The 14,618-nt window shown below is 40.0% G+C and carries 11 protein-coding genes and 1 pseudogene; 6 read left to right on the top strand and 6 right to left on the bottom strand.

Annotation, left to right across the window (positions count from 1 at the left end; translation table 11 throughout):
- Positions 1-573: 573 nt before the first annotated feature.
- On the bottom strand, positions 574-792 hold the full coding sequence (locus FCR06_RS21440; RefSeq protein ID WP_138503322.1) for a hypothetical protein: 219 nt from the start codon (positions 790-792) through the stop codon (positions 574-576).
- 292 nt (positions 793-1,084) lie between these two features.
- Positions 1,085-1,948, bottom strand: a complete 864-nt coding sequence (locus FCR06_RS21435; RefSeq protein WP_138503320.1) for a class I SAM-dependent methyltransferase — start codon at positions 1,946-1,948, stop codon at positions 1,085-1,087.
- A gap of 697 nt (positions 1,949-2,645) precedes the next feature.
- On the opposite strand from FCR06_RS21435, the gene gyrA reads away from it, so the two are divergent.
- The 4 genes and pseudogenes from gyrA to FCR06_RS21415 all read left to right on the top strand — a co-directional run bounded on the left by gyrA (position 2,646) and on the right by FCR06_RS21415 (position 7,330).
- The gene (gene gyrA / locus FCR06_RS21430) at positions 2,646-5,234 is read left to right on the top strand and encodes a DNA topoisomerase (ATP-hydrolyzing) subunit A (protein WP_138503317.1); all 2,589 of its coding nucleotides are present in this window, start codon (positions 2,646-2,648) and stop codon (positions 5,232-5,234) included.
- Positions 5,215-6,831 carry an apolipoprotein N-acyltransferase gene (gene lnt / locus FCR06_RS21425; RefSeq protein ID WP_138503356.1) on the top strand — a complete coding sequence of 539 codons (1,617 nt, stop codon included), beginning with the start codon at positions 5,215-5,217 and terminating at the stop codon, positions 6,829-6,831. The genes gyrA and lnt overlap by 20 nt, the downstream gene beginning before the upstream one ends.
- Before the next feature lie 58 nt (positions 6,832-6,889).
- Positions 6,890-7,118: pseudogene (locus FCR06_RS33660) on the top strand (hypothetical protein).
- Positions 7,115-7,330: a type II toxin-antitoxin system RelE family toxin gene (locus tag FCR06_RS21415; RefSeq protein ID WP_223280214.1), complete on the top strand. Its 216-nt coding sequence runs from the start codon at positions 7,115-7,117 to the stop codon at positions 7,328-7,330. The pseudogene FCR06_RS33660 and the gene FCR06_RS21415 overlap by 4 nt, the downstream one beginning before the upstream one ends.
- A gap of 65 nt (positions 7,331-7,395) precedes the next feature.
- On the opposite strand, the gene FCR06_RS21410 is transcribed toward FCR06_RS21415, so the two are convergent.
- The 4 genes from FCR06_RS21410 to FCR06_RS21395 form a co-directional block, all read right to left on the bottom strand.
- Positions 7,396-8,904 carry an HlyD family secretion protein gene (locus FCR06_RS21410; RefSeq protein ID WP_223280213.1) on the bottom strand — a complete coding sequence of 503 codons (1,509 nt, stop codon included), beginning with the start codon at positions 8,902-8,904 and terminating at the stop codon, positions 7,396-7,398.
- 74 nt (positions 8,905-8,978) lie between these two features.
- Entirely contained in the window at positions 8,979-9,941 is a 963-nt protein-coding gene (locus FCR06_RS21405) for an MvdD family ATP-grasp ribosomal peptide maturase (protein ID WP_138503315.1), read from the bottom strand.
- Positions 9,942-9,971: 30 nt separating this feature from the next.
- On the bottom strand, positions 9,972-10,976 hold the full coding sequence (locus FCR06_RS21400) for an MvdC family ATP-grasp ribosomal peptide maturase (protein ID WP_138503313.1): 1,005 nt from the start codon (positions 10,974-10,976) through the stop codon (positions 9,972-9,974).
- A gap of 182 nt (positions 10,977-11,158) precedes the next feature.
- Positions 11,159-11,449 (bottom strand): microviridin/marinostatin family tricyclic proteinase inhibitor, encoded by a 291-nt coding sequence (locus FCR06_RS21395; protein WP_138503311.1) that lies wholly within the window; start codon positions 11,447-11,449, stop codon positions 11,159-11,161.
- A 307-nt stretch (positions 11,450-11,756) separates the two neighbouring features.
- On the opposite strand from FCR06_RS21395, the gene FCR06_RS21390 reads away from it, so the two are divergent.
- A complete protein-coding gene (locus FCR06_RS21390) occupies positions 11,757-13,901 on the top strand; it encodes a peptidase domain-containing ABC transporter (RefSeq protein ID WP_138503309.1) in 2,145 nt (714 codons plus the stop codon).
- 280 nt (positions 13,902-14,181) lie between these two features.
- Positions 14,182-14,559 (top strand): hypothetical protein, encoded by a 378-nt coding sequence (locus tag FCR06_RS21385; RefSeq protein WP_138503307.1) that lies wholly within the window; start codon positions 14,182-14,184, stop codon positions 14,557-14,559.
- Positions 14,560-14,618: the final 59 nt, after the last annotated feature.

Below are 14,618 nucleotides of genomic sequence, written 5' to 3'. Positions count from 1 at the left end.
AGTACAAAGTTACGGGTTTTGAGGCAGGAGGTGGAAACTCTTTATATCTGATAAATCAGTCTTGGATTGTGCACCTCACTTACTTGCAATCTGCTGTATCTCCTAAGTGAGTGAAACGACGCAATTACAAAATTTTCAGGATTGCTTCCCTACGGTTGCAATGACGATTATTCGAGCATACTGATTGCATAATCACTTGGGAAATTCGTTGAGAACTCACTGTTAACAAGTCAACCGTCAGCGGTCAACAGCCAACATCATATATGCTTTGTTAAATGTGGAACAGCTTTTCTTATAAGATCGACCTTGGCAGTTTCTAGAGCGTTAATGCAAGGCTTCAAAGATTTTGAGTATTGAGTCGGGTGCAGCACTAGCGATGGTTGTAGCGACTATTGCATTTGCTAGCGCATAGGTGAACATTTATACAATTGTAGTATTCCGGAAAACACGAGCTACGACAATATTGGGTTGGACATCTTATCCGCCCTTGGTTATAGGCGGGTGAGACGCCCCGAAGTTCAGAACCTAGGAATCTAAATGGCAATTCGCAAATAAACCTCTAGATATGCATCGCTACTCTTGGCTAAAGTCGCTCAATTCATCAATTGGTTGATCGAGTGTTTCGGGTACTAAAGCTGGGTTATTTCTGCGTTCTTGTGGTGATTGCTCGCGAATCACATCGTCTATTGAAGGAGGGTGTTTGATTTTGTCAAGTACCTCTGGACTTAATTCTGATGGATCACTTTCTGGATTCATTTTTTCAGCTTGATTAGGAACTGTTTCCTTATTCATAAGTATTTTCCCAAACTATACCTCAAGCTTAAATTCTTTAGCTGCAAGGCACACACTATCTTGGGGCTTAAATTCGTATTTTTATACACCGTTAGGAAAAGCTTAATTTCCCATCGGATGATACGCTAAGCAGTTGTGGGAACTCTTTGCTGCGTTGTAGTGGAATGTTCTAGAATATTTAACTCAGCAACTACAACGATTTGAGAGATTTAGCCTGCTGATATGGATGATGAAAGCGAGCGCGTTTAGAATTATCAGTGTTGTAGCGGGGACGTTCGCGGCCGCAATGCATTTAGCTATTTTTTTCTTTGATACAAAGGAAGGAATATAATCTACCTGGATATTTATAAAAGTAAGATAACAGATATCGATAGAGAATTTCAATGGGATAAAATTTGATAATAACTGAGGCAATTTTTTTACCTAATATCTTTTTTAATGGTTGAAATAAATAATCCATCAATTCTATATTAGATGTAGGAAAATGATTGATTACTGTACTAAAAGCAGTAAAATTTTTAAGAATTTTAAACCCTGAATTTTTAAAATTTGAAATATAAACATTTAAAGTATAAGCATTTTCTCCACCATTTATTCTATGAAAAATATGATTTTCTAAGAAAATTTTTAGCTGTTTATCATTATCAACAACGTGTTCTCTAGTTGCAAGTAATAGACCTTTTGGTTTGAGAACTCTCGAACATTCAGCTAGTCCTTTTGGTAATGAATAAAAGTGATGCAATGCCTGACGAACATAGACAATATCAAATGTCGAATCTGGAAAAGGTAGTAACTCAGCAAATGCCTGGAAGGTTTCTATTGAGCCATTTTTGATTGTAGATGCGAGTCTTGCAGTTGCTCCTAATCCAACATCTTCGCTAAGGTGAGGATCTACGGATGAAACATCATGTCCTAGAGAAGCAAAGGCATAAGATGCAATTCCATTGCCACAGCCTAAATCAAGTATTTTTAATTTATGAGGTGAGTTATTTAATTTCAAAAGGTTTGCAACTTCAATAAATTCCTCACTTAAAGAGAAACGTTTTGCTGCTGCCAGATTATCTGTATCAAGATAACAAAATTTGACTAATTCCTTATGTTCTGACTGATTCCGTATCCATTGAATTGATTCTTCGTATGTCAAATTATAAGTCATATCTATTCACCTAAAACAACAGCTTAAGTTATCAACTAATATTGATCAACTTCATCCATTCATGTCTAATTAGTAGAATTTTCTAATCGTTATACTATATAAGTCATGCCTTTTTACTTACGGTAAACATATTATGCTCATTAAATATTCAATTGCAACTCATATGCAACTGTGATGATCAGCAGAAGTATTCTTGAATTAGACTGACCATTGTGCTGCTGATAGGATTCATTTGCTACCAAAATCTACTACTTTATCTAGCAGCATTTTCTTTGTAACACTTTGGTTTGATTAATAAAAAACTTGGAAAATAAGAGCCTTACTGAATAAAGGTTTTAGTCTCATTATGCTTTCTAAATTCAACTCTAATTGAGAATATTTAAAATTAAATAGTTTTTATAATTCATTATGCCAATTAACTTAATTATCTTAATTGACAGAACTATAATTTGAATTAAGTAAATTTACATAATTAAGCTTTGAGTTTACTGTTTTCTGCTGACTATACTTTAGATTATAGGGTAGTTTATTATACTTACAGCTAACTAAATACTAGAGTAAGCTATCCAGGCAGGAAAAGGCAATACATGATAGAATTATATCAGAATATGGCAATTATTCAAGAGAAATTTAGAATAATTTGGTGCTGTGTCGATTAAAAAAGCTAAAATCTACGATTTTTGGAGATTTTTAGGTTATGACAACCTCACAGGAGAGGATTATCCCGACAGACTTGCGAAACGAAATGTCGCAGTCTTATCTGGAATACGCCATGAGCGTGATAGTGGGTCGGGCGCTGCCAGATGCGAGGGATGGTCTAAAACCTGTGCATCGTCGCATTCTTTATGCAATGCACGAGCTAGGTTTGCTGCACGATCGCCCGTTTAAGAAATGTGCCCGTGTGGTGGGGGAAGTGTTGGGTAAATATCACCCCCACGGTGACACGGCTGTGTACGATGCCTTGGTGCGGATGGCGCAGGATTTTTCCATGCGATCGCCTTTAGTTGACGGGCATGGTAACTTCGGTTCGGTGGACAACGATCCCCCAGCGGCAATGCGGTATACAGAATGCCGTTTGAAAGCTTTAACTAGTGCTGGTCTACTGCACGACATCGAATCTGAAACTGTAGACTTCGCCGATAACTTTGACGGTTCCCAGCAAGAACCGACAGTGCTACCAGCCCGGATTCCCCAACTGCTGCTCAATGGCTCCTCTGGAATTGCCGTGGGTATGGCAACCAATATTCCACCGCACAACTTGGGGGAGTTAATTGATGGTTTGGTGGCACTGATTCACAATCCAGAAATCACTGATATCGAATTAATGCAATATGTCCATGGCCCCGACTTTCCTACTGGGGCACAAGTTTTAGGGACAGCAGCGATTCGGGAAGCTTACACCACCGGGCGTGGTTCGATTACCATGCGCGGTGTTGCGAGCATTGAAACCATTGAACAGCGGGGACGCCCAGATCGAGAAGCAATTGTGATCACCGAATTGCCCTATCAAACCAACAAAGCGGCGCTGATTGAAAAAATCGCCGAAATGGTCAATGAAAAGCGGCTAGAGGGCATCGCAGATATCCGAGATGAAAGCGATCGCGATGGAATGCGGGTTGTGATTGAACTCAAGCGTGATGCTTATCCCCGCGTTGTTCTAAACAACCTCTACAAACAAACCCCACTGCAAGCCAACTTCGGCGCAAACATGCTGGCGTTGGTGAATAGCGAACCGCTAGTACTCACCCTCAAGCAGTTCTTAAGCGTCTTCTTGGATTTCCGCATTGAATCCATTGCCAGACGCACTCGCTACGAACTGCGAAAAGCCGAGGAACGCGACCACATTTTACAAGGGTTATTGATTGCCCTGTCTCACTTAGATGCAATTATTAATTTGATTCGCCATGCACCAGATGCACCCACAGCCAAAGGCGAGTTAATCGCAACTTACGGACTTTCGGAAGTGCAAGCAGATGCTATTTTGCAGATGCAATTACGGCGGTTGACTGCCTTGGAAGCAGACAAAATCCGTCTAGAACATGAAGAATTACAAGCCAAGATTGCCGACTTGCAAGATATTTTGGCAAAGCGGGAGAGGGTGCTGCAAATCATTGAGACCGAAGTCACCCAATTAAAAACTAGCTTCGCCACGCCCCGGCGGACGGTAATTTTACCAGGGGAAGGTGAAATAGACGAACGTGACTTAATTGCCAACGATAAAGCGGTAATTTTACTGACGAAGCAAGGCTACATTAAACGGATGCCCGTCAATACCTTTGAAGCCCAAAGCCGTGCTACCAGAGGTAAAGCCGCAGCCAAGGTCAAAGATGATGACACCGTTGAGCATTTCTTAACTTGCTGCGACCACGATAGTGTTTTATTCTTTAGCGAACGTGGCGTAGTTTACTGCCTGAAAGCTTATCAAATTCCCGTAGGTTCTCGTACCAGTCGTGGTACACCCATCGTCCAAATGCTACCGATTCCCAAAGAAGAAAAAATCACTTCCATCGTCCCCGTTGACGAATTTAGCAACGAAGAATATTTGGTGATGCTTACTAAAGGCGGTAACATTAAGAAAACCGAATTGGCAGCCTTTAACCACATCCGCGCCAATGGCTTGATTGCCATTTCTTTAGAAGAAGGTGACCAACTGCGGTGGGTACGACGCGCCAGAGTAGAAGACAGCGTGATTATTGGTTCTCGTCAAGGAATGGCGATTCACTTTAGGTGCAACCACGAACAATTGCGTCCGTTAAGTCGGGCTACTCGTGGGGTGAAAGCCATGAAGTTGAAAAGTAAAGACGAATTGGTGGGTATGGATATTCTGCCTGCGGCAATTCTCGATACTTTGGATACAGTTACAGAAGCGGAAATTGAAGAAATCGAAACAGAAGAGATTGAAATTACTGAAGAGTCCGCAGAAGTACCTGGCAACGGTAGTGTTGGTCCTTGGGTATTGGTAATTACAATGGGAGGATATGGTAAGCGCGTACCAGTCGCCCAATTCCGCCTGCAAAATCGTGCTGGTCAAGGTTTAATGGCAACCAAATTTAAAAACCGTAAAACCAAAGACCAATTGGCAACCCTACGCATTGTCAACAACGATGACGACGAAATTATGATGGTCACCAATCGCGGTATTATTATCCGTCAAGCGGTGAATGCGATTTCGGTACAATCGCGATCGGCAACTGGGGTAAGAGTGCAGCGTTTAGATGAAGACGATGCTATTACCGGAGTGGCAATCGTTCCACCTGATAGTGGCGATGCGGAAGAAGCAGAGTAAACAACACAGGGAGGGGTTAACTTCCTTACTCCCTTACTTAATTGCTTTAGCTAGCGGCATTTTAATGGGGCTAACCGTTGCCCCTGTCGGCGCATGGTTCCTAGCTTGGATTGCCCTAGCTCCCCTTTGGGCATTAGTTATTACTTCCTCCAAATCCAAAAACCAATCCTCCCACATCTCCCCTTCCCCCCATCTCCCCATCCCCCCCTCCTTCCTCTGGGGTATCGCCTATCACGGAATCGCCCTCTCTTGGATTACGGGAATTCATCCCATGACTTGGTTGGGCGTTCCTTGGTTGCCAAGTTTGGCAATCACACTTTTTTGTTGGGGATTCATTAGTGTCTTAGGAGGGATATTCCTGACTATTTGGGCGGCTGTAATGGTTCGTCTAGGTGGGCAAAAATCCTGGCTACGTGTACTGATTGGTACAGCAGTGTGGTGCGGGTTAGAGAGTCTGTGGAGTGCTGGCCCCCTGTGGTGGACTTCTCTTGCTTACACTCAAAGCCCGCATAATCTCGTGATTGTACACCTTGGTCAACTTTCTGGGCCTAATACTGTGACAGGGGCAATAGTTGCTGTGAATGGCTTGATTGCCGAAGGATGGATAAACCGTAGAAGTGCAGCAGACACAGAGGAAATTACCTCTGCGTCTGTGAGGTTGTTTAATAAATACTTAGCTACTGCCACCGGACTATTAGTTACCTTACACCTGATAGGTTTTATCTTATACAGCCGTCCCATTGCCCAACCACCAGAAGCGGCATTGAAAGTGGGGATTGTGCAAGGTAATATTCCTAACCGACTTTTGCGGAGTTCTGAAGGGTTTCGTCGCGCCGAAGAAAACTACACTACTGGATATATAACTTTAGCAAATCAAGGTGTAGATGCAGTTCTCACCGCAGAAGGAGCCTTACCTATTTTCCAGCGTGACTTGATGGCAACTGCCTTAGTTGCAGCAGTGAAGGAAAAACTTGTAGTTGCTTGGATTGGCGCTTTTGGCGAACGGGGACGCAGCTATACAATTAGCTTATTTACTTTTGATAGTGAAGGTGAAATTGTCAGCCGCTACGACAAAGCGAAATTAGTACCTTTGGGAGAATATATTCCCTTTGAAGGAATTTTAGGTGGAATAATTCAGCGGTTATCGCCTTTGGATGCACATCAAGTTCCTGGTTCGGCAAATCAGGTATTTGACACTCCTTTTGGGAGAGCGATCGCTAGTATATGTTATGAATCTGCTTTTGCAGAACAGTTTCGCTACCAAGCTGCGGCGGGTGGGCAATTTATCCTCAGTTCTTCTAATGATGCTCATTATACTCAGTGGATGCCACTCCAGCATCACGCACAGGATATCATGCGGGCAATTGAAACTGATAGATGGTCAGCACGGGCAACTAATACCGGATATTCTGCTTTTATAGATCCTCACGGGCGAACTTTGTGGATATCTGGATATAACACCTACGAAACTCATGCCCAAACAATTTATCGCCGACAAACAAAGACTTTATATGTGCGTTGGGGTGATTGGTTGACACCGTTATTGTTAATATCGTCTGGAGGATTTTGGCTATTTGAAAAAGTAAAACGAAATTAAATTGTCAACAGTTATCATTAAGAAACTCTCAAATTAACAATTTTCAAGAGGTCTAAAAATGAAAACTGAACAAGAGCGCGAACAATTAATTAAAGTATATTAACTTACTGTTATATCAAGCTTATGACAGTACCTTAGACGAAATCTATGCCGTACTTAAAAAAATCGAAGAAGAAGATTTAAAAGCTTATGAAAAAGCTAAAAAAGATGTTGAAATTAACGGTAGTGTGTCATGGGAAGAAGCTAAAAAAGAACTTAAGGCAGGAACAAAAAAGGAAGTTGTGTGAGTTATCAAGTTGAAATTTCCCAGGGTGCATTAAAACAACTAAAAAAATTATCGTCAGAACTTCAAGAACGGACACAAGTTAAAATTGATGATTTAGCCACAGAACCCCGTCCAAACGGGCTGAAAAAGCTAAAAGGTAAAGAAAATGCTTATCGGATTAAAGTAGGTGACTATCGCGTTATATACAATATTTTGATGATGTTCTACTGGTGAATGCTGTGGAAGTCGGACATCGTAGTAAGATTTATAAATATAAAAGTTGAAAAACAATTCACTTGTTAAATATCTGTGAGAAATCTTGCTTTTCTCAAAAGAAACTGTAACACTGTTTCTTGAGAAGAAATAATATCTGCTCTACCTTCCATGCCCGATTGAATTGCACAGTGGCGATCGCCAACTCTTAATACTAGCTTTTCTGGTTGAATAGTTACTTGGTAATTAGCGGCATTTTTATCCTGTTGAGATACAATTGCATCTGGAGAAATGCTACTGACTTTACCTTTCAAAGTTCCATATTCAGTATAAGAACAACCAGAAACCCGCAGTTGTACTTGTTGACCTGTTTCTACTTTCCGGATATCTTGAGATTGCACTAATGCCTTAATTATTAAAGGTGAATCGTTAGGAGAAATTTGAGCAACAATATCGCCAGAACGCAACACTTGAGAAGGATTACGCAAATTTAATTCCTGAATAATACCAGATGCAGAGGCACGAATCACTGTATCTGCAATCTCTCGAAGAATTTGTTGTAGTTCTTGTTCATCCCGGCTGAATTGCTTTTGAATTTCTACTTTTTGTTGTAATAATTGCTCTCGTTCTTGATTTAATTTTCCCAAACTGACTTTACCTGTAGCACTTTCAGCAGCAACCTTCTCCTGAGAAATTGCCACATCAGCATCGTTAGGATTGAGATTAACCAATACCGCTTGTAATTTAGCTGTGGCTGCTTCTACTGCTTGTTGTTGTTGTTGAATTGCTTGTTGTTGTTCTTCTACACTAGCTTTTTGAGATTCTAAAAGTTGTTCTTGTTGTTCAACAGCTAGCTGCACTTCTTGAAATTGATCCTGAGAAATCGAGCCGGTTTGGAGTAAAGGTTGATATCTGTCTCGCTTGGCTTTTGCTGCTCTTAGGGAAGCATCGCTAGACTTTAAATTCGCTATTGCTGATTTTAACTGTGTTTGAGTTTTTTGTAATTCCTTGTGAGCTTGGCTTAAATTTGCTTTAGCTTCCCTGACTTCGGCAATTGAAGTGGTTCGCCTGTCTTGAATATCACGTTGACTGCGATTGAGTTCAGCTTTAGCTGAGGCAATAACTCGGTTAGTGCGATCGCTTTCTGCTACTATTTGCCCATCTAACGCTAGAATTTGGGCATCAAGTTGAGATAGTTGCAGTTTGGCTTGCTGAATATTCGTTTGCAATTGGCTTTTTTGAGTTTGAAGACGATTATCGTCTATCAAGGCAATAATATCTCCTTTTTTCACTGGCTGATTTGTCTGCACAGCAATGCTTTTAATCGTTCCTTCTGTTGCTGCTTGTACTAAACGCAGTTCTCCAGCAGGGCGAACAGTCGCCGGGACTTTGACTGTAATTTTATATTTAAGAACGCTTGCCAGGATAATGCTTGCAGCAAAAATGGTAAGTAGAACTATGCCGCCGACAGTTGTCCAATTATTGATAGGAGGCAAAAATTCATTAGGATTAGCTGGACGGAGAAATTCGGGATTAGTTACCATCTCTGCGTTGGAATCGGAAACAGCAGGTAAAGGTAAGTTTGCATCAGCCATTTTAGAATTCAATACTTCAACTGTGATTATTTTGACACATAGCTGTTCCTACATGGGTAAAGTAACTTGTGTAATTAATTTTGTAAAACCTCAGCGATCGCCTGTGAAATCGGTAAGCCAGGACAGCGTTCCAGCCAGAAAAACTCGCCAACTGGGTTAACCTCAAGAAATACATACCGATTATCAGGAGTTAAAATAATATCAATAGCTCCATAATTCAAACGGAATTCTGCCATTAGTTTGAGCAGTTTCTCTTCAACATCTTCAGGTAAACTGTGTGACTCCCAAGCATTGAGTAAAGCAATTCCCTGTTTGCGCCAATCGTAACGTGCTTTATCCAAAGCTTGAGAATCAACCGCAGCCGTCAGCACGCGTTTACCTACAATAATTGTCCGCAACTCCAATGCTTTGGGAATTTTTTCTTGGAATGTCATAGGGCAAAAACGTAGGCCATCGAGGTTGTCTAAATCCTCAGATGAAATTGGATTTGTAAATACAACTTTTTCTCGTCCTTGTTCATCATAAATAGCGAAGGAAGAGAGCATTTTTGTAATTATTTCCTGCTGACACTCTTGGGCAAATTGCTTTACTGCCAGTGGATTATTTGTAGTCAGGGTGTATGGGGTATCTAAACCTATCTTTCTTGCTATTTGTAATTGCAATTGCTTATTTTCGGCTCGGCGAATATTCGGCAGAGGGTCGAGATGAAAACCTTTGATACTGGCAATCATTCCTTGAATGGTGACACGAGATTCTTTGAGTGAAGCTTGTCTGAATTGTCTATCCATATCAGGGATTTTTGAGCCAATGGCAATGCGTCGATACCAAACTGCTGACACCTCATTTAAATCTAATGTTTGGTCATCAACGCTAAGAGTAACCCGTTCGGTTTTGCCATAATAAACATCTAGCTGTATTTCTGTAGGAAATCGGTCTGTATCAAAACGAAATGCTTTTCCTCCTTCGGCTTCAATTGCGTGAATAACTAAAGGAATACTTTCGTTGTCTTGGCTGTGAGTAATGATTAAAACAGTCATTTCAAGAATGAATCAGTTGGTTTTAGATTTTTAAAAATGCGTATTATCTTTAGGATTTTTTGCAAGTAGCGCATCAGCGATCGCCGATGCAATCGGATAGTCTAAATCTCTCTCTAACATTCCCCACTCTCCTGTAGGATTAATTTCTAAAAAAATATATTCTCCTGATGGTGTTTTAATTAAGTCAAATGCTCCAAAAACCAGTCCAAATCTTGCCATAAAACCATCTAGACAACGAATTAGGTTATCAGGTAATTGATATGGTTGCCAGGTCAAAACTTCTTTTGTTCCACGTCGCCAATCTTGAGTAGATGCTGCATATTCAGATGCATCTAACGCCCCAACAAACAGATTACCATTTACATACACTGCGCGTAATTCTAACTCTTTGGGGATTTGTTCTTGAAATACAACTGGACAATAACGCAGTGTTTCAGCATCAATTAAGTCTTCTTCTTTAACGGCGCTAGTGTACATGAAAAAAGAAGAGGCTTGCATACCATAAGAAAGAGGTCTAAGCAGCTTGGCAACCATTTTTTTGTTAACTTGGTGGAAAAACTCTCGTGCTTGTTGAGGATTGTTGGTTACGAGAGTTTGAGGTATCACAAGACCTACTTCTGATGCAACCCGCAGTTGACGCAACTTGTTTTCAGCTGCACTGATGCGCTGTAAATCATCCACCCAGGTAGCTGTCCTGAGGCTGTCCCAAAAGCCATTTAATACTGCGAGTGATTCATTAGAGCAGGCTGCTTGAAACTGTGGAGCTAATTCTTTACCTAAATCGGGTTGCCAGATTCGCCGCATCCATACTGCTTGTACTTGCTTGGTGTTGAAGGAGCTTTCTTTATATTTGAGTGTATGATTACTGCCAGAGTTGCTTAAATTAGCCTGGAGTTGAACTGCTGTTGGAAACTTATCAGTATCAAGACGAAATGGCTGTGCGCCTCGTTTGGATACAGCTTCGGCAACTCTATCTATTGTGAAGTAATCACCACTGTGGCTGATTAATAAAACTACATCGCGCTCAAGGTGCATAAAATATTTTCATTCAATTTTTATACTTTCCCTATTGTCAACTTTTAAGGAAGCAAGGTATTAAAAAGGTGAACTTAGTTTTAATGGGAAGCCAACCCCTAGATGGGGTTGGCAAAGCTAACAGTATTTTATTGTGATAATTTTTCAAAACCGCACCATTTGATGTACTCAACAGTATGCAGTTATTCTACAGGAAAATTATGATCGTCCCCATCTGAAGGATACTTATTAGTATAAGCCTCATCAGAATCAGAAGGTGCTTTTTTAGTTGCTATTGGGCTATCTTCTTGATCGGATGGATACTTCAGAGTTTGATTGACTTCATTAGCCTTCTTCTTAGTTACACCACATTTTCCACCACTAAGCGCTTGTGATTCTTCATCAGATAAGTCTTCAAAGCTTTGCCCTTCTAAAAATCGGGCAAAGAAGGGTATTGCTTGTGAATTTGGTTCTTCTGGTTTGTTTTCAGGCATAATTTTTGATTACGGTAAACTAAAGATAAATTTACACTCGTATCAATGATATTACATAGTACTTAATCTATCAAGTAATAATTTAATCTTAAATTATTCTTAATATTTACATAAAAATACTTATTTACTTATTTAAAGTTTATTATCTATTGATACCAAGTAATATTTCAAGAACAATGTCAGACATACAGGACTACCATTTGATTGGGTGAAAAAATAACTTGTACCTCAAGTAACAAGCAAGATGCAATTAATACTTTCGCCATGCTTATAAATTCACAAATTAAACAGGAGTGTTATAGAAACAATGAAATATCAACTCGTGCTGCAACATAGTGAGGAAGATTGTGGAGCAGCGTGTATTGCCAGTATAGCTAAACATTACGGACGTAGTTTTGCGATCGCTCGTGTTCGGGAAGCTGTTGGTACGGGAGCGCAGGGTACAACTCTTGTGGGTTTGAAACGTGGTGCCCAAAGCCTTGGGTTCAACGCTCGTCCAGTCAGGGCTACACCAAAACTAATTGAGAAACTCCATGAAGCACCTCTCCCCGCGATTATCCACTGGAAAGGATACCACTGGGTAGTTTTATATGGAAAAAAAGGTAAAAAATATGTAATTGCCGATCCTAGTAGTGGTATCCGCTATCTGACTCTTGAAGAATTAACTATAGGTTGGGCAAATTACGTCATGTTACTGTTATTTCCAGATGAAATCGGTTTTTATCAACAAGAATCAGATAAAATTACGGGTTTCAGTCGCTTTTTAACGCGAGTTTTACCTTATCGGCATATTTTAATTGAAGCAATTTTAATTAACATAGCAATAGGAATCTTTTCCCTTGCAACTCCTTTTTTAATTCAAATTCTCACCGACGATGTATTAGTTAGAGGAGATACCCAACTTTTAACAACAGTTGCTATTGGTGTAGTAGCGATAAATCTCTTTACCAGCACACTAACACTCGTACAGTCTAACTTAATCGCCCACTTTGCTCAACGTTTAGAGTTAGGACTCACTTTAGAATTTGGCAGACAAATTTTGCGCCTTCCTCTTACTTACTATGAAACCCGTCGTAGTGGCGAAATTGTTAGCCGTCTCCGAGATATTCAAGAAATTAATCAGATGGTTTCCCAGGTCGTTATTGCCATTCCCAGTCAGCTTTTTGTAACGGCAATTTCACTAGTTTTTATGGTATTTTATAGTATAAAGTTACTAAGTTTATCTGTAATAGTCGCCCTATTAATGTCTTTATCAACTATTATCTTTCTGCCTACTTTACGGCAAAAAATCCGTACTCTCCTTGTTACACAAGCCGAAAATCAAGGAATGCTGGTAGAGATTTTTAAAGGTATACTGACTGTAAAAACTGCTAATGCTGCTCCCCAAGCTTGGGAAGAGATTCAAAGCCGTTTTGGTAATTTGGCTTATCTGAGTTTTGGTACTATTCAAATTGGTATTATTAATAATGTATTTTCGGGATTAGTCTCTGGTTTTGGAAATCTTGCTATACTTTGGTTTGGTAGCAGTCTAGTTATTAACCAAGAATTAAGTATCGGTCAACTGTTAGCATTTAATGCAATGAATGCTAATTTTAATATATTGATTACTACAATTATTAGTTTTGTAGATGAATTTGCCAGAATCCAGACTGCAACCCAACGGATTACCGAAGTAATTGAAAGTACGCCCGAAGACCAAAATGAAGAAAAGAAGCCTTGGGCAGTAATCTCTGGTAATACTGATATTATTTGTACTAACATTAACTTTCACCATACAGGTAGAGCAGACTTATTACAAGACTTTTCCCTAACTATTCCTGGAGGTAAAGTCACAGCACTGATTGGTAAATCTGGCTGTGGAAAAAGTACTTTAGCTAAATTGATGGCTGGGTTGTATCCCTTGCAATCAGGTAATATTCGCTTTGGTATTTATAACCAGAAAGATTTATCTTTAGAATGCCGGCGACAACAGATAGTATTAGTACCGCAAGAACCCCACTTCTGGAGTCGTTCAATTTTAGAGAATTTTCACTTTAGCTATCCTCAAGCTACATTTGAACAAATAGTTCGGGCTTGCCAAATTGCTGGTGCTGACGAATTCATCTGCGAATTACCAGATAATTACCAAACTGTATTAGGCGAATTTGGTGTAAATATTTCGGGTGGACAAAAGCAGAGATTAGCCTTGGCCAGAGCAATAGTTGCACAGCCACCAATACTAATTTTAGATGAATCTACTAGTGCATTAGACCCAATATTAGAATCACAAGTATTAGATAAACTTTTACATTACCGACAAGGTAAAACCACAATTATGATTAGCCACCGTCCTAGAGTTATATTGCGTGCAGACTTTCTGGTTCTATTAGAGAAAGGGCAGTTAAAAATGCAAGGTGTTGTTAAAGAAATGCAACTTCTATCTGGAGAACATTTAGATTTTTTAACTCCGTAAAAGTGACTGGGGACTGGGGAACTCGGCGCTCCCATGAAGTGGGGATTAGGGGCAATGGAGACAGACGGGCAAGGATGCAGAGGTGAAAATTTTTAACTGCTAACTCGCTGTTATAAAATTGAACTACACAGTTTTATTTAATTAACAATCATTCATAAGAATGAAATTTTAATAGATAATTTCATACCAAATTAAGTTTAAAAAAACTGTATGAGCGATAATTTCCTGATTTTAAAGTGTTTTAATAAAGTTATTACTAAAGTTTTAGAGAAGCAAAAGCATGAAAGGTTTCAGTCAGCTATCCTCGATAGCATTATTGTTATTTGCCTTTGTGTATCCACCCTCAATAGTACAAGCGAAGGATATTTCTCTAAATAATGCTGTTAATGAACAGAGTATGACGCCAGAGGCTAACCTAGTTGGAAATGGAAAAGCAGAGCTTTTAATTGCTCGGCGGCGGGACTCAGGACGATATCAGATTATTAGACGGCGGGACTCAGGACGATATCAATTTATCCGACGCCGCCAGTTCCCTACACGATACCAAAATATCCGACGACGGGAACGGTTTGAACGATACCAAAATATTCGAGAGATACAGTTAAGACGACAACGGGAGTTAAGACGACAACGAGACTACAGGCATCAATGGTATTAAGGACATCCGAGCCAAAATTAATTGGCGTTGAATATTTGCAGGATGGGTAGGAGAGCTTG

Source organism: Nostoc sp. PA-18-2419, assembly GCF_005869855.1.
Classification (GTDB): domain Bacteria; phylum Cyanobacteriota; class Cyanobacteriia; order Cyanobacteriales; family Nostocaceae; genus Nostoc.
The sequence above is the reverse complement of the archived record's forward strand: the minus strand, read 5'-3'. Positions and strand labels throughout refer to the sequence as shown.

Excerpts from the sequence above, each read along its gene's own strand:
- FCR06_RS21440 (WP_138503322.1), bottom strand. The coding sequence starts at position 792 with ATGAATAAGGAAACAGTTCCTAATCAAGCTGAAAAAATGAATCCAGAA.
- FCR06_RS21435 (WP_138503320.1), bottom strand. The coding sequence starts at position 1,948 with ATGACTTATAATTTGACATACGAAGAATCAATTCAATGGATACGGAAT.
- gyrA (WP_138503317.1), top strand. The coding sequence starts at position 2,646 with ATGACAACCTCACAGGAGAGGATTATCCCGACAGACTTGCGAAACGAA.
- lnt (WP_138503356.1), top strand. The coding sequence starts at position 5,215 with ATGCGGAAGAAGCAGAGTAAACAACACAGGGAGGGGTTAACTTCCTTA.
- FCR06_RS21410 (WP_223280213.1), bottom strand. The coding sequence starts at position 8,904 with ATGGCTGATGCAAACTTACCTTTACCTGCTGTTTCCGATTCCAACGCA.
- FCR06_RS21405 (WP_138503315.1), bottom strand. The coding sequence starts at position 9,941 with ATGACTGTTTTAATCATTACTCACAGCCAAGACAACGAAAGTATTCCT.
- FCR06_RS21400 (WP_138503313.1), bottom strand. The coding sequence starts at position 10,976 with ATGCACCTTGAGCGCGATGTAGTTTTATTAATCAGCCACAGTGGTGAT.
- FCR06_RS21395 (WP_138503311.1), bottom strand. The coding sequence starts at position 11,449 with ATGCCTGAAAACAAACCAGAAGAACCAAATTCACAAGCAATACCCTTC.
- FCR06_RS21390 (WP_138503309.1), top strand. The coding sequence starts at position 11,757 with ATGAAATATCAACTCGTGCTGCAACATAGTGAGGAAGATTGTGGAGCA.
- FCR06_RS21385 (WP_138503307.1), top strand. The coding sequence starts at position 14,182 with ATGAAAGGTTTCAGTCAGCTATCCTCGATAGCATTATTGTTATTTGCC.